The organism is Desulfosarcina sp. (assembly GCF_046496365.1).
Lineage (GTDB): Bacteria > Desulfobacterota > Desulfobacteria > Desulfobacterales > Desulfosarcinaceae > Desulfosarcina.
Window position 1 is genome coordinate 109,187 of sequence record NZ_JAWOHB010000205.1, and the last position, 16,517, is coordinate 125,703.

General features: G+C 59.1%; 20 protein-coding genes. 1 reads left to right on the forward strand and 19 read right to left on the reverse strand.

Going from position 1 to position 16,517, the window contains the following annotated elements; translation table 11 throughout:
- Positions 1-26: 26 nt before the first annotated feature.
- The 12 genes from R6V78_RS19880 to ffh form a co-directional block, all read right to left on the reverse strand.
- Positions 27-1,601: an MBL fold metallo-hydrolase RNA specificity domain-containing protein gene (locus tag R6V78_RS19880; RefSeq protein ID WP_410291132.1), complete on the reverse strand. Its 1,575-nt coding sequence runs from the start codon at positions 1,599-1,601 to the stop codon at positions 27-29.
- Between the two features lie 111 nt (positions 1,602-1,712).
- Positions 1,713-2,231, reverse strand: a complete 519-nt coding sequence (locus tag R6V78_RS19885; RefSeq protein WP_410291133.1) for a 4'-phosphopantetheinyl transferase family protein — start codon at positions 2,229-2,231, stop codon at positions 1,713-1,715.
- A 120-nt stretch (positions 2,232-2,351) separates the two neighbouring features.
- Positions 2,352-3,245 (reverse strand): 16S rRNA (cytidine(1402)-2'-O)-methyltransferase, encoded by an 894-nt coding sequence (gene rsmI / locus R6V78_RS19890; RefSeq protein WP_410291134.1) that lies wholly within the window; start codon positions 3,243-3,245, stop codon positions 2,352-2,354.
- Complete coding sequence (locus R6V78_RS19895) at positions 3,220-3,591, reverse strand: YraN family protein (protein ID WP_410291135.1); 372 nt, start codon at positions 3,589-3,591, stop codon at positions 3,220-3,222. Before R6V78_RS19895 ends, rsmI begins: the two co-directional genes overlap by 26 nt.
- Before the next feature lie 70 nt (positions 3,592-3,661).
- On the reverse strand, positions 3,662-4,273 hold the full coding sequence (locus R6V78_RS19900; protein ID WP_410291136.1) for a ribonuclease HII: 612 nt from the start codon (positions 4,271-4,273) through the stop codon (positions 3,662-3,664).
- Between the two features lie 66 nt (positions 4,274-4,339).
- Positions 4,340-4,690: a 50S ribosomal protein L19 gene (gene rplS / locus R6V78_RS19905; RefSeq protein ID WP_410291180.1), complete on the reverse strand. Its 351-nt coding sequence runs from the start codon at positions 4,688-4,690 to the stop codon at positions 4,340-4,342.
- Positions 4,691-4,825: 135 nt separating this feature from the next.
- Positions 4,826-5,395 carry an RNA methyltransferase gene (locus tag R6V78_RS19910; RefSeq protein WP_410291137.1) on the reverse strand — a complete coding sequence of 190 codons (570 nt, stop codon included), beginning with the start codon at positions 5,393-5,395 and terminating at the stop codon, positions 4,826-4,828.
- A complete protein-coding gene (gene trmD / locus R6V78_RS19915; RefSeq protein ID WP_410291138.1) occupies positions 5,376-6,122 on the reverse strand; it encodes a tRNA (guanosine(37)-N1)-methyltransferase TrmD in 747 nt (248 codons plus the stop codon). Before trmD ends, R6V78_RS19910 begins: the two co-directional genes overlap by 20 nt.
- A gap of 12 nt (positions 6,123-6,134) precedes the next feature.
- Positions 6,135-6,677, reverse strand: a complete 543-nt coding sequence (gene rimM / locus R6V78_RS19920; RefSeq protein ID WP_410291139.1) for a ribosome maturation factor RimM — start codon at positions 6,675-6,677, stop codon at positions 6,135-6,137.
- Positions 6,661-6,891 carry a KH domain-containing protein gene (locus tag R6V78_RS19925; protein WP_410291140.1) on the reverse strand — a complete coding sequence of 77 codons (231 nt, stop codon included), beginning with the start codon at positions 6,889-6,891 and terminating at the stop codon, positions 6,661-6,663. Before R6V78_RS19925 ends, rimM begins: the two co-directional genes overlap by 17 nt.
- A gap of 48 nt (positions 6,892-6,939) precedes the next feature.
- Complete coding sequence (rpsP, locus tag R6V78_RS19930; protein WP_410291141.1) at positions 6,940-7,194, reverse strand: 30S ribosomal protein S16; 255 nt, start codon at positions 7,192-7,194, stop codon at positions 6,940-6,942.
- 12 nt (positions 7,195-7,206) lie between these two features.
- Complete coding sequence (ffh, locus tag R6V78_RS19935; RefSeq protein ID WP_410291142.1) at positions 7,207-8,538, reverse strand: signal recognition particle protein; 1,332 nt, start codon at positions 8,536-8,538, stop codon at positions 7,207-7,209.
- Positions 8,539-8,734: 196 nt separating this feature from the next.
- Here ffh and rlmN point away from each other — a divergent pair, with 196 nt between their 5' ends.
- Complete coding sequence (gene rlmN, locus R6V78_RS19940; RefSeq protein ID WP_410291143.1) at positions 8,735-9,805, forward strand: 23S rRNA (adenine(2503)-C(2))-methyltransferase RlmN; 1,071 nt, start codon at positions 8,735-8,737, stop codon at positions 9,803-9,805.
- A gap of 13 nt (positions 9,806-9,818) precedes the next feature.
- Here rlmN and R6V78_RS19945 read toward each other — a convergent pair whose 3' ends face one another.
- From R6V78_RS19945 to trpC, 7 genes are all read right to left on the reverse strand, one after another.
- Positions 9,819-11,828: a DUF3488 and DUF4129 domain-containing transglutaminase family protein gene (locus R6V78_RS19945; protein ID WP_410291144.1), complete on the reverse strand. Its 2,010-nt coding sequence runs from the start codon at positions 11,826-11,828 to the stop codon at positions 9,819-9,821.
- 3 nt (positions 11,829-11,831) lie between these two features.
- The gene (locus R6V78_RS19950; protein WP_410291145.1) at positions 11,832-12,776 is read right to left on the reverse strand and encodes a DUF58 domain-containing protein; all 945 of its coding nucleotides are present in this window, start codon (positions 12,774-12,776) and stop codon (positions 11,832-11,834) included.
- On the reverse strand, positions 12,773-13,696 hold the full coding sequence (locus R6V78_RS19955; RefSeq protein ID WP_410291146.1) for an AAA family ATPase: 924 nt from the start codon (positions 13,694-13,696) through the stop codon (positions 12,773-12,775). The genes R6V78_RS19950 and R6V78_RS19955 overlap by 4 nt, the downstream gene beginning before the upstream one ends.
- A 151-nt stretch (positions 13,697-13,847) precedes the next feature.
- Entirely contained in the window at positions 13,848-14,690 is an 843-nt protein-coding gene (gene nfo / locus R6V78_RS19960) for a deoxyribonuclease IV (RefSeq protein ID WP_410291147.1), read from the reverse strand.
- Complete coding sequence (locus R6V78_RS19965; protein ID WP_410291148.1) at positions 14,687-14,974, reverse strand: YheU family protein; 288 nt, start codon at positions 14,972-14,974, stop codon at positions 14,687-14,689. The genes nfo and R6V78_RS19965 overlap by 4 nt, the downstream gene beginning before the upstream one ends.
- Complete coding sequence (locus R6V78_RS19970) at positions 14,967-15,665, reverse strand: phosphoribosylanthranilate isomerase (protein ID WP_410291149.1); 699 nt, start codon at positions 15,663-15,665, stop codon at positions 14,967-14,969. The genes R6V78_RS19965 and R6V78_RS19970 overlap by 8 nt, the downstream gene beginning before the upstream one ends.
- 14 nt (positions 15,666-15,679) lie before the next feature.
- Positions 15,680-16,504 carry an indole-3-glycerol phosphate synthase TrpC gene (gene trpC / locus R6V78_RS19975; RefSeq protein ID WP_410291150.1) on the reverse strand — a complete coding sequence of 275 codons (825 nt, stop codon included), beginning with the start codon at positions 16,502-16,504 and terminating at the stop codon, positions 15,680-15,682.
- Positions 16,505-16,517: the final 13 nt, after the last annotated feature.

The following is a 16,517-nucleotide window of genomic DNA, read 5'->3' on the forward strand; positions in this document are numbered from 1 at the left end:
GGCAGTTGGCCATCCGGCTTTACGCATCAGATGGTCATGGTTTCCCCGACCCTGGGCACCACGGCATCAAACCCTTCGGTATTGAGGTGCTCGGCAAAGGCTAGGCTCTGGTCCGCTTCGCCGTGAACAACGGCAATTTTTTTGATCTTCAGGTTGGATTGCTTCAAAAACCGGGTCATCTCGTTGCGGTCCCCGTGGGCGGAAAACCCGCCGATCTTCACCACCCGCGCCTTCAGCGGATATTCTTTGTTGAGAATCTTGACCATGGGCGGATCTCCCTTGCGCCCCGATGCTTCGTAGGCCGTTCCCTGTTCAAGAATCCGACGTCCCAGGGTGTGATCGGCCATGTACCCCACGATGAGAATGGTGTTCCTGGGGTGGTGGATCTTGTAGCGCAGGTGATGCAGGATGCGCCCGGCCTCACACATGCCCGAGGCGGAGATCACGATGTGGGGTTTATCCTCGCGCATGAGCGCCATGGAGGCATCGACGCTCTCGGTGAACTGCACCTGCTCGAAGACAAACGGGTTCTTGCCCGCCTGCAGAAAAGTCGCGTGGGTTTCATGGTCGTATACTTCGGGATGGTCGCCGAAAACCTTGGTGATGTTTGTGGCCAGGGGACTGTCAACGTACACCGGCATGCGCGGTACATCACCGGCATCGTATAACTCGTGGATCACGTAGAGCAGCTCCTGGGTGCGCCCAAATGCAAAAGAGGGAATCAGAACCGTACCGCCCTGGTCAAACGTCTCGTTGAGCACCCGTTTCAAATGGGGACCCAGATCGATCACCGCCTCGTGCTCCCGATTGCCATAGGTGCTTTCCATGATCATCAGGTCAACATCACTGCCGAGGCCGTCGAAATGGCTGGCCGGATCACGCAGGATGGGTTTGCCGTAACGGCCGATGTCGCCCGAAAAGCAGACTGTCCGCGCGCTGCCGTTGCTCCCGCAGCGGATCATGGTGATCGCCGAACCCAGAATATGGCCGGCTTCGAAAAGTGTGCAGGAAATTTTCTTGCCGATGGTCACCGGGCTGCGATAGGGGATGCCCTCAAAGGCCTTGAGCGCACGGTCTGCATCTGCGACGGTGTAGAGCGGTTCAACCCCCTGTAAGTGAAAACGGTTGATGTAATCGTTGATCACCTCGGCGTTGAGTCCGTTTTTTTCTCGTTTGAGCAGATTTTTGATCTCCAGCAGATTCCGTTTGCTGGTTAGGTCGTTCTCCCCGGGCCGCATCTGCGACAATGCGGTACGGACCGTCTTGTAGTTGAGATATTCGGCGTCACTCACCTGAATGTGGGCCGAATCCCGAAGCAGAAAACCGCAGGCATCCGCTGTCGCACGGGTACAGTAGATCCGGCCGTTAAATCCATTGCGGGTAATCAGGGGAATGCGGCCAGAATGATCGATGTGGGCATGTGATAGCACCATATTGGTCAGAATGCCCGGATCAAAGGGCAGTACCCGGTTTTTTTCGGCAGTCGTTTTGCGCCGCCCCTGATACATGCCGCAATCCAGTAGGATTCGGTCCTGATCGTCGCTCAACAGGTGCATGGAACCGGTGACTTCTCTTACCGCCCCGTAAAACGTAATGTGCATGCCGGCGTTCCTTTCGTCGTTTTCCTCTTGATATCAACCCGTTGAATCCAACAGCCACTATTGACCATCCCGGGGAAAATTACAAGGAACAAAGGGCGGGACGCAGGGTGATCAGGTTATGGCGCTGGAATCGCTCCCGGCCGGCTGCCCCTGACAGCCGCCGTCAACAGCCGCGTATATCCAGACAAGTTCGAAGTGGTGGGGAGTCAGTGCGGCAACGTGGCCGTTGAACCAAACATGGGCCACCGGCCAGTCCATCCCATCGTAAACCAGCGTCATGCGGGTGTCATCGACGATATGCGCCACCCGGCAACGCGATAAGCCGGCCATGCCCTTCCCAACGGCTTTAAGCACGGCCTCCTTGGCGGTCCAGAATCGGAAAAAGTTCTTCTGCGGATCGCCGCGGACCAGCATCCACTCTTCCTCGTCGGCCACCTTGGCCAGCAGCGCATCACTCACCGGGCGGATGGTCTCCAGATCCAGGCCGACCGGCAGCGGGGCCGCCACTCCGCCAACGACCTTTGATTTGTGGGCCACCGACCAGTGGACCCCGCCGACCGGCAGGGGCGCGCCCTTTTCGTTCTTGGGCAGGCTGTCCAGAACCAGTCCGCTCTGCGCACACGATTTCATCAGGGCTATCCGTGCAAGACGGCTCAGGAGCCGGACCTTGTTTCGACCTTTTAAAGGGTGGTCGGTCTCGGGGACCTTCAGAATAACGGGGAAAATCGTCGTCACTGCTTGGGCCATGGGTCAGGATGATTTTTGAGCTTCTTTTTGTATGTTCAAGGCTATCTCGTAGACCGTTTTTTTAGGCAGCTTGTATAGCCGGGCATAGGTTTTGGCCAGATCGGAAAGGTGTGCGCCGGGCTGGGCCAACGCTTGGCGAAGTGCCGCGATCAATCCGGTTTCGGGTTTTGCGTCCGCCTCCCCGGGCCCTTGGACCAGCAGCGTACACTCGCCTTTGACGTGGGAACGACCGGTCAGCAGGGTCTTGATTTCGGAAAGGCTGCTGCGAATGAACTCCTCATGCAGCTTGGTCATCTCCCTGGCCAGCACCGCCGGCCGATCGCCCATCGCCGAACGGATCTCATCCAGGAAAGCCACCACCCGCCGGGGAGATTCGTAAAAGATCAGGGTCCGGGGTTCGCCGGCCAGGGATTTCAGCAGTTGCATGCGTTGGCCCTTTTTCTTGGGGGCGAAGCCCAAAAACAGGAAGGCATCCGTGGGCAATCCAGATGCACACAGGGCCGTCACCACTGCCGACGCCCCCGGAATGGGAATGACAGGCAGACCCTGTTCAACGGCTGCGCGGACCAACCGGTAGCCGGGATCGGAAACCGACGGTGTGCCCGCATCGGATACCAGGGCCACGGCCGCGCCGGAACGAATTTTATCAATCAGATCCCGGGTTCGCTGGAGTTCGTTGTGCGCGTGACAGGAGATCAAAGGGGTACCAATGCGATAGTGGGATAACAACCGCGCGGTATGGCGGGTATCTTCGGCAGCAATCAGGTCCACACCGGCCAGGGTCTTGATGGCGCGCAGGGTAATGTCTTCCAGGTTGCCTATGGGCGTAGCCACCACATAGAGGCCGCCGGGGCATCGCACTGCTTCCCGGTCATCCATAGGCAAGGGCAAACGCATTTTTCACGACCTCGATATCGATTTTTCCCGCAGCGGTATCGATGGCAACCACATCGAATCGCGCACTGGCATCGGCCTGGCCGGAGCGCTTAAGGTAATCCAGGGCGGTCATGGAGATCTTACGCTGCTTGGCGGGGGTAACGGCCTCCTTGGGACTGCCAAACCGGGCGGAAGACCGGGCTTTGACCTCCACAAAAACGATGGTGCCTTCATCCCGAGCGATGATGTCGATCTCTCCGACCCTGGAACGATAGTTGGTTTCCATGATGCGGTATCCCATGCGGTGGAGAAATTCCGCAGCCAAGCGTTCACTTTTCCGGCCGAATTTTTGTTGCCTGTTCAGCATTGCCTGGTCTGATCGGTTGGATTGGTTTTTTATTTTCTATGGCTGGGACCTTTCAGCCTATCCCGCTGAACTATTTTACATACTCTCGAACCCCCTTGAAGGTTCGACGGTGAATGGGACTGCATCCATAATCCACGATGGCATCGCGGTGGGATCTGGTGGGGTAACCCTTATGCAGCCGGAATCCAAATTCGGGATACAGGGCATCCGCCTGGGTCATGATCCGGTCCCGGGTAACCTTGGCCACAATGGATGCTGCGGCAATGGAGATGCTAAGTGAATCTCCCTTTTTTATGGCCAGCTGGGGTAAATCCGAAGCGATGGTAAAAATCCCGTCCACCAGCAGATGATCCGGACCTGGCCGCAGATTGGAAACCGCAATGGCCATCGAACACAGCGTGGCCTGCAGAATGTTGACGCGGTCGATCTCGGCAGCATCCACCACGCCGATCCCGATGGCGCAGGCAGCGGCGTACAGCCGGTCGTAAAGACGGGTTCGACGGGCCGGGGTCAGTTTTTTGGAATCGTCGATCCCTGGAAGATCGACGCCGTCAGGCAGGATGACCGCGGCTGAAACGACGGGGCCGGCCAGGGGACCCCGGCCGGCCTCATCGACGCCTGCAATCAACCTGCAACCCACTGCACGGGCCTTTTTTTCAAATGTCCAGAGGTCTGGCGCCATATGATTCGACCGTTTACCGGTTCACCGAGAAGCCGGCACTACTGCCCGCTGGCCGAAGGCGGCGAATCAATTGAATCGCTTTTCCCGGATTCTGGCGGCTTTGCCGCGCAGTTTGCGCAGATAGTAGATCTTGGCCCGGCGGACCCGCCCCCGGGTGACGACCTCAACCCGGTCAATGATGGGCGAATTGGTTGGAAAGACCCTTTCCACCCCCACACCGTAGGAGACCTTGCGAACGGTGAAGGTGGCGTTGGCCAAACCTTTTTTCTTGCTGATAACAACCCCTTGAAAGGCCTGGATGCGCTCTTTGTTGCCTTCGTGGATCTTCACATGAACGGTAACGGTATCGCCCGGTGCGAAGTGGGGAAGATCCATGCGGATCTGTTCTCTTTCGATGTTCTTGATGATGTCCATGATAACTCCAGATGATAATGTTATTATCGAAGATTCCCCCTCGGCAGGCCGCGGGGAATCTTCACCGTAAGGATAAACGTCGCTTTTCAGTTTAGGCGCTGTAGCGGTTTCAATCTGCAGTGAGCGCACCGATTTTGTTTACCCGCCCAGCAGCCGGTCCAGGATGATGGATACCGCCGATCGAACCGACAGGTGATTGTATGCCCCCGCCCCGGTCAGCGGATCCAATCGGTGATCCGCCTCGGCCATGAACGTGTCCGAGAGTCCCCATGCGGTGCCGAAGGCCAGAACGACGGGTGTTGGATCGTCCAGCATCTCACGCAACCGACGGTATGACAGGCTCCCGGCATGCCGCCTGGCCGATGTGGCCACCGTCTGGGGTCGGTACCCTTCCTCTCCGGTGATGTCCGTTAGCATTTCGTCGAAGGCGGCCACGACCCGGATCAGCGCAAGTGCCTGACGACGTTTAGGGTTGTAGTCCCCCCCGGCACCGATGACCCAGTGATCGAGGATTCGCTTGATCAAGACTATCTGATCATCAAGCGGGGTGATGACATAATAGCGCTTGACCCCATAGGTTCTGCACGCCCTGGCGATGTCGTGCAGGTCCAGATTGGTCACCGCCGAGGCGATCGTTGCCCCGTTTTTGTCGATCACCGGATGGTGAACCAGGGCAACGTAAAGCCGCTTACCCGAGAAGCTGGTCAATTTCCCGGCGCCATTTCACCAGCAATGCCCGTTCCTCCGGGGAAAAATTGCGCTGCGCCAGAAGATCCGGCCGCTTCAGTACGGTGCGCATCAACGCGGTTTGCCGACGCCACCGGTCGATCTCGTGATGGTTTCCGGACAGCAGCACATCGGGCACGGGCTCATCGCCGAACGTCTGCGGCCGTGTGAAGTGGGCGTGCTCAACAAGCCCGGCGCTGAAAGTGTCGTTTCCGGCAGATTCCCGGTTGCCCAGCACACCGGGAATCAGTCGCACCACTGCATCGATCACCACCATTGCTCCCAGCTCGCCGCCAGTGAGCACGAAGTCACCGATGGAGATTTCCGCATCCACATGCTGATCGACAAACCGTTCATCCACCCCTTCGTAGCGCCCGCAGATTAAAATGAGCGCATCCGCCAACGCCAGCGAATGGGCCAGCGGTTGATCGAACCGTTTACCCTGCGGGGAGAGCATCAGCGTCGCTGCCGCCGGCATCTGCGATTGGGCCGCCTTCAGGGCTGCCGTCAGGGGTTCCGGCTTCATCACCATCCCGCAACCGCCACCGTAGGGCCGGTCGTCCGTAACCCGGTGCCGCCCTTCAGCATAGTCGCGAATATTGATGGTCGACGGGCAAAGTTTCTGCCCCTCAACCGCGCGCCGGATAATGCCGTGCCCCCAAAAGGGTTCAAACAGGTCGGGAAACAGGGTCAGCACGCAGACGTTCATGGATAACCGGCTCTAAAGCCCCTCCGGCGGATCTACGATCATGGCCTTGCTTTGCAGGTCGATGCTCAGGACCACGTCGCCGATGGCGGGAATCAGCAGTTCCCTTGGCCGGCCGTTTTGTTTGCCCCTGACCACATACACATCGTTGCCGGAAGTGGGAATCACCGCTTCAAGCCGACCTAGTTCGTCTCCGCTGGAATTGAAGACGGTAAGCCCCACCAGATCGAACCAGTAGTAGGTGTCTTCCTCCGGCACCGGCAGGCACGACTTGTTGACGAAGATATCCGATCCAATCATGCTTTCGGCCTGGCTGCGTTCGGTTACCGCCTCAAGGGCCATGAGAAGCCCCCGGCCGTGGGGACGCACCCATTGGGCGGTCATCGACCGAACCGAACCGTCGGGGAGCGCAACCTGAATCCCCGCCTCATTGTCGTAAACCGACAGGGACTCGGCAAAAGGGTGAACCTTGAGCGTGCCCCGAAGGCCGTGGACGCCGACCACCCGGCCCACCAGGATGAGGTCATCCCGGCCACTGAGATTACTCGATGATTTCAAGAACCGTACGTTTTTTTATTTTGGCTGAAGCCGCACTCAGCAGGGTCCGCATGGCCCGTGCCGTCCGCCCCTGCTTGCCGATAACCTTACCCAAATCCGCTTTGGCCACTTTCAACTCAATGACGGATGTCTGGTTGCCCTCGATCTCCTCAACGGAGACCTGGTCGGGAAAATCAACCAGCTCCTGCGCAATGAACTTGATCAGCTCTTTCATAGCTCCATCTCCTTTGTAGCGGCTGGGAATCAGGTTCGGCGCAATCCGTTATTCCGCGGCGGCGAAAACGCCTTCACGTTTCAGGATTGTCTTGACCGTGTCGGTGGGAGTGGCCCCTTGTTCGATCCAGTATTTGACGCGATCCATGTTCAGGGCCACCTGATCCGAATCCTGCAGCGGATTGTAGGTGCCGAGCTTCTCGAGAAAACGACCGTCCCTGGGGCTGTCGCTGTCAGCAGCCACAATCCGGTAAAAGGGTCTTTTTTTTGCCCCGTGCCGGGCCAGTCTGATTTTTACTGCCATGGTTGCTCTCCTTTAGAAAGGCAGCATGCCGCGGCCCATTCCGCGCATACCGCTTTTATTGAATTTCTTCATCATTTTCATCACCTGGGCATAATTTTTCAGCAGGCGGTTTACATCCTGAACCTGCAGGCCGCTGCCAGCGGCGATCCGTTTGCGGCGACTGCCGTTGATGATCCCATATTGATGCCGCTCCTGCGGCGTCATTGAATTGATGATGGCCTCGATGTGGACCAGCTCCTTTTCGTCAACCTGAAGGTTCTTCATCTGCTTGATCTTGCCCATACCCGGAATCATGCCCAGAATATCCGTCAAGGATCCCATTTTACGGATCTGGCGCATCTGGTCACGGAAATCCTCCAGGGTAAACTGGTTCTTACGCAGCTTCTTCTCAAGTTCGATGGCCGTTTTCTCGTCGACCACCTCCTGGGCCTTTTCGATCATGGTGAGCACGTCACCCATGCCCAGAATCCGCGAGGCCATACGATCCGGATGGAACGCTTCCAGCTCGCTGAGCTTTTCACCCACACCGATGAACTTGATGGGCTTTCCGGTGATGGATCGGATGGACAATGCCGCACCGCCCCTGGCATCACCGTCCATTTTGGTGAGCACCACACCGCCGATGTCCAGCCGATCGTCAAAGGATTTGGCAATGTTTACCGCATCCTGACCGGTCATGGCGTCGGCAACCAGCAGAATATCCGTGGGTTTCACCGACGCACGGATGCGCGACAGCTCATTCATCAACGCGTCATCGATGTGCAGCCTCCCGGCCGTATCCAGCAGCAGGGTGTTGCATCCCGCTTTCTGGGCTGCCACACGGGCGTCCTGACAGATTTTCACCGGGTCCATGTCCGGCGTGGAATCGAAAACCGGCACTCCCAGCTGGCCACCCAGCGTTTTGAGCTGGTCGATGGCCGCAGGCCGATAAACGTCGGCCGGAACCAGGTAAGGCTGCTTCCCGGTTTTGCGAAGCATCACCGCCAGTTTCGCCGCCGTGGTGGTCTTTCCAGACCCCTGCAGGCCCACCAGCATCACCGATACTGGGTTTTCGCCGGTCAGGTTCAACCCCTGATGGGTTGCGCCCATCAACCGGGTAAGTGACTCGTTGACGATCTTGACCACCTGCTGGCCGGGGGTCAGGCTGCCCATGACCTCCTGACCCAGCGCGCGCGCTTTGATGTCGGCCACCAGTTGTTTGACCACCTGGTAGTGGACATCGGCTTCCAGCAGCGCCATACGCACCGCCCGCAGACCGTCGGCAATATTCTTTTCGGAAAGTTTGCCCTGCCCCTTGAGCTGCTTGAAGACCGAATTTAACTTGTCGCTTAGCGTGTCAAACATGACATTCCACCGGCATATCAACTAAAACCTTGAAATTAGATTTTTTTAAATGCTATGTCAAGATATAAAAAAAAGGCCGCAAGGCCCTGGAACCGTGGAGGAACAAATTGGGCGGCATGGCGCATTCCCGACCCTCAACCGACACCGGTTGACAAACCCTGACCGAGGACCGAGTTCAGAAGGTGGATCCCACATCATGGCCACACAATCAAGCGAAATCGACATCAAAGATCTTTCCCGGGATGCGTTGGCCGCCTGGCTGGAGCGTCGGGGCAGCCGCCCCTTTCGCACCGACCAGATCCTGAGGTGGGTCTACCTGCGCCAGACAGACCGGTTTGAAGCGATGACCAACCTGGGAAAACGGTTGCGGGCGGATCTGGAAGCGGCCTTCATCAATCCCCGCCTGAAAGTGGCGAGCGAAACGACCTCACAGGACGGCTCACGCAAGCTGTTGTTCCAGCTCCGCGACGGCCTCCACATCGAAACGGTCATCATTCCCGAAAAGGACCATTTCACCTTGTGCATATCCAGCCAGGTGGGGTGCAGTCAGGGATGTCAGTTCTGTATGACGGCCAGGGGGGGGTTGCTGCGCAACCTGTCCGCCGGAGAGATCATCTCCCAGGTACGCGATGTCCAGCAGCGGGTGGCTGGCCAAGGCGGCATGCCCCTGACCAACATCGTCTTCATGGGCATGGGAGAACCGCTGGCCAACTATAAGCATGTGGTTCAGTCCCTGGACATGCTTACCGACGGTGATTTCGGTCTTAAGATTTCTGCACGGCGGGTCACCATATCCACGGCGGGGCTGGTCCCTGAAATCGCGGACCTGGGACGCGACACCAAGGTGAACCTGGCTGTCTCCCTGAATGCAGCCGACGATGCCACGCGCAGCCGGCTGATGCCCATCAACCGCAAGTATCCCATCGCCGACCTGATCGACGCCTGCCGGCGGTATCCACTGCCGCCCCGCCGAAAGATCACCTTCGAATACATCCTGATGAAGGATGTCAACGACGGCATGGCCGATGCCCAGCGACTGGTGAAACTACTGCGTCCCATCAAGGCCAAGATCAACCTGATACCTTTCAATGAACATCCGGGCAGCGCGTTCAAACGCCCTGACCCCTCCCGGATCAGCCAGTTCCAGGAATTGCTTGCCGGTCATCACTACACGGCCATCGTCCGCCACAGCAAAGGGCAGGATATCGGTGCCGCCTGTGGGCAGCTGCGGGCCCAACGGATTGCTGATCACAAGGCGGACGGTTGAGGCGTGAACGCCTTCAGCCCCTTGCTGGCCTCGGCCCTTTGCGGATCTGATCCACAGTGTTTTGTTTTCCGGCCAGCATGGCCCGTCGCGGGTTGAACCGCCGTACACGCTTACGCAAATCCTTGAGTGCATTCCCGCTGTCGTCATGACCATACCGCAGCCCGATGTAACGGCCGGTGATTTCAGCTACATCCCACTGGAGCGCCGGATGCCGTTTCGTCACCGACCGCGCAAAGTCAAGCGGCCCCTGGTGCGGCGGCCTGGGCAAACCGAAGCGCGCCATTTTTTCCAGGAATCGGCCATAAATCTTCTGCAGTTCGTCGCCGGGTGGTTTTGGGTGTTCCTGGTTCCGCAATCGGATCAGCAGGATCGCTCCGGCAACGAACAGTGCCGGCAGAACCATGAAGAGCAGCCATCCGCTCTGCCGGCCCATGGAGAGGCCCAACCGTCTCAACAAAGCCATCTGGTCTTCAGCGGAAAACCCCATGAACCAGATGTTCCAGCGGGTATTGACCGCTTCCCAGGTCTGGCGAAGGGTTTCAGCCCATCGAGCCAGCCGATCCCCACGGTTGAAGTCCAGAAAACCGGGCAGTTCCGCACCGGCAAGGGCACCTTCGATACCGGTGTCGATTCGGTCGGGAGCGACTGCGAAGGTGGGATCCACGCGCAGCCACCCTTGACCCGCCACCCACACTTCGCACCAGACGTGGGCATCCGAATGCCTCACAGTGAGAAACGCCCCCAGTGCATTCCACCTGCCCCCCTGGTAACCGCCTACAATGCGGGTCGGCAAGCCGGCGGACCGCATGAGCACAGCAAAGGCGGTGGCATAATGCTCACAAAATCCCTTTCGGCTGACAAAAAGAAAATCATCCACGGCATCAAGACCCAGCCGATCCGGCCGCAGGGAATAGACAAAGTCATTGTCCTTGAAAAAGGCCAGGCCTTGCGCCACCACGGCTTCAGGGTTTGAAAGGGTCCGGGACCATCTGTCTCCCAGGGCAGCGGCCAGGGGGTTCAGGTTCGGCGGCAGCTGCAGGTAGGCATCATCAGGTTCGCCAGGTGCGTCTGGCCCCCAGTCCAGATATGATGCGGCCCTGTATTGGAAGCGCTGCCTGACGGGCCGGCGGGCCAACAGCGTGTGGTCTTGCATGATGGTGGCCTGTGAATTGACCGTCGCCGGCAGGTCCAGGGCGAAAAGGTGCCGATGACCGTGCGGTTCGAGTATCACCGCATAGCGGGTCAGATCCGCACCGCCGAAGCCGCCCCGGCGGGTCGGCTGAAGGTTGGCGGGGTGCCAGCCGGCACCGTCGAAGCGCTGGAACACGATGCCTCGCCAGTACAATCGGTGTGCATCCGGTATGGGTAAATCAAATGTCACCGAAAAGGCCGGTTCATCAACCAGCACCAGCCGGGAAACGTCTCCGATGCGCATGCTGGTCGAAAAGCCGGAACGGCCCTGCCCGGCCCACGGAGACCCCCAGAAGCTTCCCGAAAGCCTCGGGAATAAAAGAAACATCAGGGCCATGAGCGGGACGGCCACGAGCACCAGCCGTGATGCCAGCCGCAGTTGTCGACCGATGGCAGCCCCGGGATCGTTCACGTGGATCAGCACACCGGTGGTCACCCAGACCGAAATGAACACGTAGAGGGTCATGGACAGGTTTTCGAAAACGAAGAGGCTGGTAATCACCAGGAAATAGGCCAGAAAGACAGTGGCCATGCTGTCCCGGCGGCTGAGGATCTCGAGGGGTTTGATGCCGGCCATCACCGCCAGCAGAACCATAAAATCGCCGCCGTCAAACCGCAGACCGGCAGACAGCAGCACCGCCGTCAGGCCGGCGATAAAAACTGTCAAGCGGACACCCCGGGGCAACGGCGCCCAACTGCGCTTGTCGCCGACAAGCAGATATGCCCATGAAAACACGCACCACCCCACCGCCCACCATGGCAGCTGAATTGCCAGCGGCGCCATGGCCACCGCCAGGGCCAGGATCAATGCGGAGACGGGCTGCCGTTGCATGGCTCAGCGCTTCCCAAACAGGGCCAGGGCACGCAGGCACCGGTCCCGGTGAACCCTGCCTACACCGATAGAGATGATTTTCCCGGCAAGGTTCAACCCGAAGCTGCGCCGCTGGTGATAATTCTGGAGTACATGAAAGCACACGATGGCCAGTTTCCTCTCCACATCGTCACCTTTTATATGTTCCATGTCCAGGATCAAACCTTCACCAGCCTGGCCGGCAAAGGTTTTGGTGTGAAGCCCACGGCCCCGCGAATAGGCCTGCCAGTGGATGCGTCGGGGCGGGTCGCCGGGCTGATAGGTTGACAATCCCTGGAAATCATCGACCCCCGCCGCCAGGGGGATGTCGCCTGCACCTTGGGCCGAAAGGGTCTGGGCGGCGGGAAGCGGTGCAGCGAGGGGCCGGGGGTAGACCAGGCCCTGTATGCCGGTGCTGATCCGCGCCCAGGCCTGAAACAGCCCCAGGGGGTAGACACAGACGATGCGCAGCCAACCCGGGTCCAAAAGCCCCCGATGGCGGGTTGAGACGCAGACCCGGACACGGGATTGTTCTTGGGGCCTGAAATCCGCACGCACAGGATTGTCGGTGGTAAAATACCAACGGAGGTCCGTTCGCTGTCGGTCGGTGCCGGCCACCGTGATTTCGACTTCCAGAGGTTGTCCGGCGGAAACCGGCATCGCGGTCGCTGATTCCAGCCGAAGGCCGTACAGCATGCTGTAGGTGTGCATCATGGCGGTCAGCCCCAGGCTGCCCAGAAGGAAGGTCAGCAGAAAACCCAGGTTGTTGTTGTAGTTGATGGATCCGATCAGCATGGCTCCCAATACCACCAAGTACGTTACCCCGTATCCCGTTGGCAGGATATAGACGTTGCGCAAGCCCAGGGTAACGGGAATGGTGGTACGGCCACCCACGAATCGGTAGAAGATTCGGGCAATCGTGGACCTCACGGGATGGGCACCTCTTGAAACAAGGTCCTCAGACGCCGCGCCGGAATCCCTGCCAGATCCTCGCGGGATCGAAGACGGTGGCCCACCACGCTGATCAGCACGGCCTGAAGATCTTCGGGAAGGGCATAGTCCCGGCCGCTGATAAAGGCCCAGGATCGGGCGGCGTGCATCAGCGCCAGACCCGCCCGGGGGGAAAGCCCCATGTGGAAGTGCTTGGCGGTACGCGTATAGTCTATCAAATCCTGAAGGTAGTTCAGAAAAGCCTCGGCCACGTGCACCCCGTCGACCTGTTTCTGGAGTGCCAGCACATCGTCGGGAGCCAGGCATTGCTGCGTTTCGCTCAGCGCCCGGCGTTGCGCCCGGTCACCTCCCAGCAGCCGCCGCTCTGCCTCCCGATCCGGGTAGCCCAGTTCAATGCGCATGAGAAATCGGTCCATTTGGGACTCCGGCAGCGGAAAGGTTCCGGACAGCTCCAGGGGGTTCTGGGTGGCGATGACAAAGAAGGGGGTGGAGAGGCGACGGGTCTTGCCGTCGCTGGTGACCTGCCCTTCCTCCATGGCCTCCAAAAGGGCGCTCTGGGTTTTGGGCGTGGCCCGGTTGATTTCGTCGGCCAGCAGCACCTGGGTGAATACCGGCCCCGGGTGGAAGACAAAAGCCGCGGTGTTCCTATCGAAGACGGAACTGCCTAAAATATCGCCGGGAAGCATGTCGCTGGTGAACTGGACCCGCCTGAATTTCAGCCCCATGCTCCGCGAGAGCACCTTGGCCAGCGTGGTCTTGCCGATGCCGGGAATATCCTCGATAAGCAGGTGCCCACCGGCAAACAGACAGGTCAGGGCCATTTTTATCTGCGCCTCCTTTCCCAGCACCACCCGGCCGATCTGGGTAACAATGGTTTCGAACTGCGGCTGCATATCCATGTTTTCGTCACCTGCAAGGGTTGAAGGATCAGCGTCCAGAACCTTTTTTCCGATCAAAGCGAAAAAATAAACTGGTGTGAACATAAGCGTCATTCGGTTTAAATCCAACCCTTATACCGGTCTTTTTCCTTTCTTGGCGTGGCCTCAATTTCTATATCACCATCTTCATCAGCATGCGGATCTCTTCGGCCCAGCGACTTTCGTCAGGGGTTTCCAGAATCATGGGGACAGACTCGAACCGGGCGTCGTTCATAATCATCCGGAAGACCTCAAGCCCCAGTGTTCCCGCCCCCAGGCTTGCGTGGCGGTCCACGCGGCTGCCAAGGGTCTTCTTCGCGTCGTTCAGGTGCAGCCCTTTCAGGAAGGAAAACCCCACCACCGTGTCGAAGCGCGCCAGGGTGTGCTGGTAGCCGTCAGGGGTGATCAGATCATAGCCTGCCGAAAAGGTATGGCAGGTGTCCAGGCAGACCCCCACCCGGGATTGGTCCTTGACCCCATCGATAATCGCGGCCAAGTGCTCAAACCGGTGTCCCAGATTGGTTCCCTGGCCGGCGGTGTTCTCGATGACGGCGGTAACCCCTTGGGTCCGTTCCAGGGCCAGGTTGATGGATGCGGCAATCCGGGCCAGACAGTCCGCCTCGGCGATCTTGTTCAGGTGGCTGCCCGGATGAAAGTTGAGATATTCCAAGCCCAACTGCTCGCAGCGGCCCATCTCATCGATGAAGGCTGTCCTTGATTTTTCCAGTCCGGCCGGCTCCGGGTGCCCCAGATTGATCAGATAGCTGTCGTGGGGCAGAATCTGATCCGGGGTGTATCCGGCAGCCGCGCAGTTCTCCTTGAAGCGGTGGATGGATTCATCCGTCAACGGCTTGGCCGCCCACTGACGCTGGTTTTTGGTAAACAGGGCAAACGCCGTAGCACCGATCTTTTTGGCGTTCAGGGGTGCATTTTCAACACCGCCGGCCGCGCTCACGTGTGCGCCGATATATTTCATGGTTTCTTCTCCTTATCCGGCTTTGACCGCAGCGGCCGCTGGCGATGTCCCCTTGCGGTTTCCGCCGGTACAACATTGCAGGTGTTTGTCACCTGGTCGTAGACGATCAGCGCCTGTCCCGCATCCAGCTGGCGGCGCACCATGGCCACATTTTCCTCCAGAGAACCCCGGGTGTAGCCTGAATCGGTGCCATCGCGGGTAACGAACTCCTCGATCAGCCCCGCGAGTGCCTCCGGACTCAATTGTTGATGGGCAATAACCAGCATCGCTTCACGGTCAGACATGGGGTCCATCTCTTCTTGGACCGAACACCGGTTTGATCATCTTTGCAGCATATTGATCGGCAGTACCCTGAACAGCCGCCAACAGACGGGCCACCTTGTCCGGATCCTTTCGACCCGGCAGCACCTCGACCCCCGAACTGACGTCAATGGCTGCCGGCAGACCGGCGCAGATGGCCTCGGCCACATTGTCCGGCGAAAGACCGCCGGCAAGGATCAGCCGACGGCCGCGGCCAAAATCCCTGGCCGCAGCCCAGTCCCAGACCCTGGCATTCCCGCCGGGAAGCGGACCTCTGGCACATTCCAAAAGATAGCCGTCGACGTCAAAATCCTGCCCAGCCTCAAAACCAGGACTGCCGTCAACGAACAGGGCCTTGATCACACCCACCCCCTCTGCCTTGAGCCGCTCAGCCAGGTGCGGCGATTCCTGTCCGTGAAGCTGGGCCATGGAGAGGCCGCAGCGTTCAACCCGCGACATGATGGCTGAAAAAGTGGCGTTGACAAAAACACCCACGGCAGCCACGGTTGCCGGCAATGCATCCACCACGGCCTTGGCCTGGTCCTGGGCGACGTTGCGGGGACTTTGAGGAAAAAAGACCAGACCGATGGCATGGGCACCCAGGGCCGCGCACTGGGCGGCCTCAACGGGCCGGGTCAACCCGCATATTTTCACTTGGGGGCAAGCAAGCGGCATCGTTGTCCAGACAATCACATGCGTTGGTCGAACAAGGGCGCATCGGAAGCCGCCCCGGTCAATTCACGGATCAACTGCGTCGGGTCATCGGCGCGCACAAGGCTTTCCCCCACCAGAAAATTGAAGATGCCGCACGCCAGGTTCTCCCGGATGTCCGTCGGTCCTGAGATGCCGGAAGCGGCGACGGGCACCTGCCCAGGGGCCAGTCGGGAGGCCAGGTCCCGGGCAATGGACAGGTCCGTTTCAAAGGTGGTCAGGTTGCGGTTGTTGATGCCCACCAAACGGGCGCCGCAGGCAGCGACGATGCGGGCGTCCTGCACCGTGTGGATTTCCACCAGGGCGTCCATGCCCAGATCTCGGCACAGGTCATACAGCTGGTTCAGTTTTTCGGCGGTGAGAATTCGGGCGATCAGCAAAATGGCATCCGCGCCAACCGTCGCCGCTGCGTATACCTGATAGCGGCTGATGATAAACTCTTTCTGCAGCACCGGCAGTCTGCAGGCGCAGCGGGCCGCCTTGAGGTCATCGAGGCTGCCCTTGAAATAGGTGGCGTCGGTGAGAACTGAAACGGCTGCAGCACCCCCTTGTTCATACCGGGCCGCCGTTTTCGGGGCATCCAGATCCGGGCGGATGTCACCTTTGGAGGGAGAGGCGCGCTTGATTTCGGCGATGATGTTCACCCCGGCCGCACCCGGCCTGGAGAGGGTTTCAAAAAACGGCCGAAAATCGGATCTCGCTCTGGCCAGCTCCATCAGCCGACCTTCGGCGATAACTTTCCTGGCCTGTGAAATCTCGCGTCCCTTTTGTTTTACGATCTGTGCGAGAAAATCGGTTGACATAATCGGCTGATCC

What these genes read in the sequence shown, in the direction of transcription:
- ffh (WP_410291142.1), bottom strand. Translation starts at nt 8,538, where the DNA reads ATGTTTGACACGCTAAGCGACAAGTTAAATTCGGTCTTCAAGCAGCTC.
- R6V78_RS19885 (WP_410291133.1), bottom strand. Translation starts at nt 2,231, where the DNA reads ATGAAATCGTGTGCGCAGAGCGGACTGGTTCTGGACAGCCTGCCCAAG.
- R6V78_RS19895 (WP_410291135.1), bottom strand. Translation starts at nt 3,591, where the DNA reads ATGCTGAACAGGCAACAAAAATTCGGCCGGAAAAGTGAACGCTTGGCT.
- rpsP (WP_410291141.1), bottom strand. Translation starts at nt 7,194, where the DNA reads ATGGCAGTAAAAATCAGACTGGCCCGGCACGGGGCAAAAAAAAGACCC.
- R6V78_RS19965 (WP_410291148.1), bottom strand. Translation starts at nt 14,974, where the DNA reads ATGTCTGACCGTGAAGCGATGCTGGTTATTGCCCATCAACAATTGAGT.
- trmD (WP_410291138.1), bottom strand. Translation starts at nt 6,122, where the DNA reads ATGAACGTCTGCGTGCTGACCCTGTTTCCCGACCTGTTTGAACCCTTT.
- R6V78_RS19925 (WP_410291140.1), bottom strand. Translation starts at nt 6,891, where the DNA reads ATGAAAGAGCTGATCAAGTTCATTGCGCAGGAGCTGGTTGATTTTCCC.
- trpC (WP_410291150.1), bottom strand. Translation starts at nt 16,504, where the DNA reads ATGTCAACCGATTTTCTCGCACAGATCGTAAAACAAAAGGGACGCGAG.
- R6V78_RS19880 (WP_410291132.1), bottom strand. Translation starts at nt 1,601, where the DNA reads ATGCACATTACGTTTTACGGGGCGGTAAGAGAAGTCACCGGTTCCATG.
- nfo (WP_410291147.1), bottom strand. Translation starts at nt 14,690, where the DNA reads ATGAAATATATCGGCGCACACGTGAGCGCGGCCGGCGGTGTTGAAAAT.
- R6V78_RS19900 (WP_410291136.1), bottom strand. Translation starts at nt 4,273, where the DNA reads ATGGCGCCAGACCTCTGGACATTTGAAAAAAAGGCCCGTGCAGTGGGT.
- R6V78_RS19955 (WP_410291146.1), bottom strand. Translation starts at nt 13,696, where the DNA reads ATGGATATGCAGCCGCAGTTCGAAACCATTGTTACCCAGATCGGCCGG.
- R6V78_RS19970 (WP_410291149.1), bottom strand. Translation starts at nt 15,665, where the DNA reads ATGCCGCTTGCTTGCCCCCAAGTGAAAATATGCGGGTTGACCCGGCCC.
- rsmI (WP_410291134.1), bottom strand. Translation starts at nt 3,245, where the DNA reads ATGCGTTTGCCCTTGCCTATGGATGACCGGGAAGCAGTGCGATGCCCC.
- rlmN (WP_410291143.1), top strand. Translation starts at nt 8,735, where the DNA reads ATGGCCACACAATCAAGCGAAATCGACATCAAAGATCTTTCCCGGGAT.
- R6V78_RS19945 (WP_410291144.1), bottom strand. Translation starts at nt 11,828, where the DNA reads ATGCAACGGCAGCCCGTCTCCGCATTGATCCTGGCCCTGGCGGTGGCC.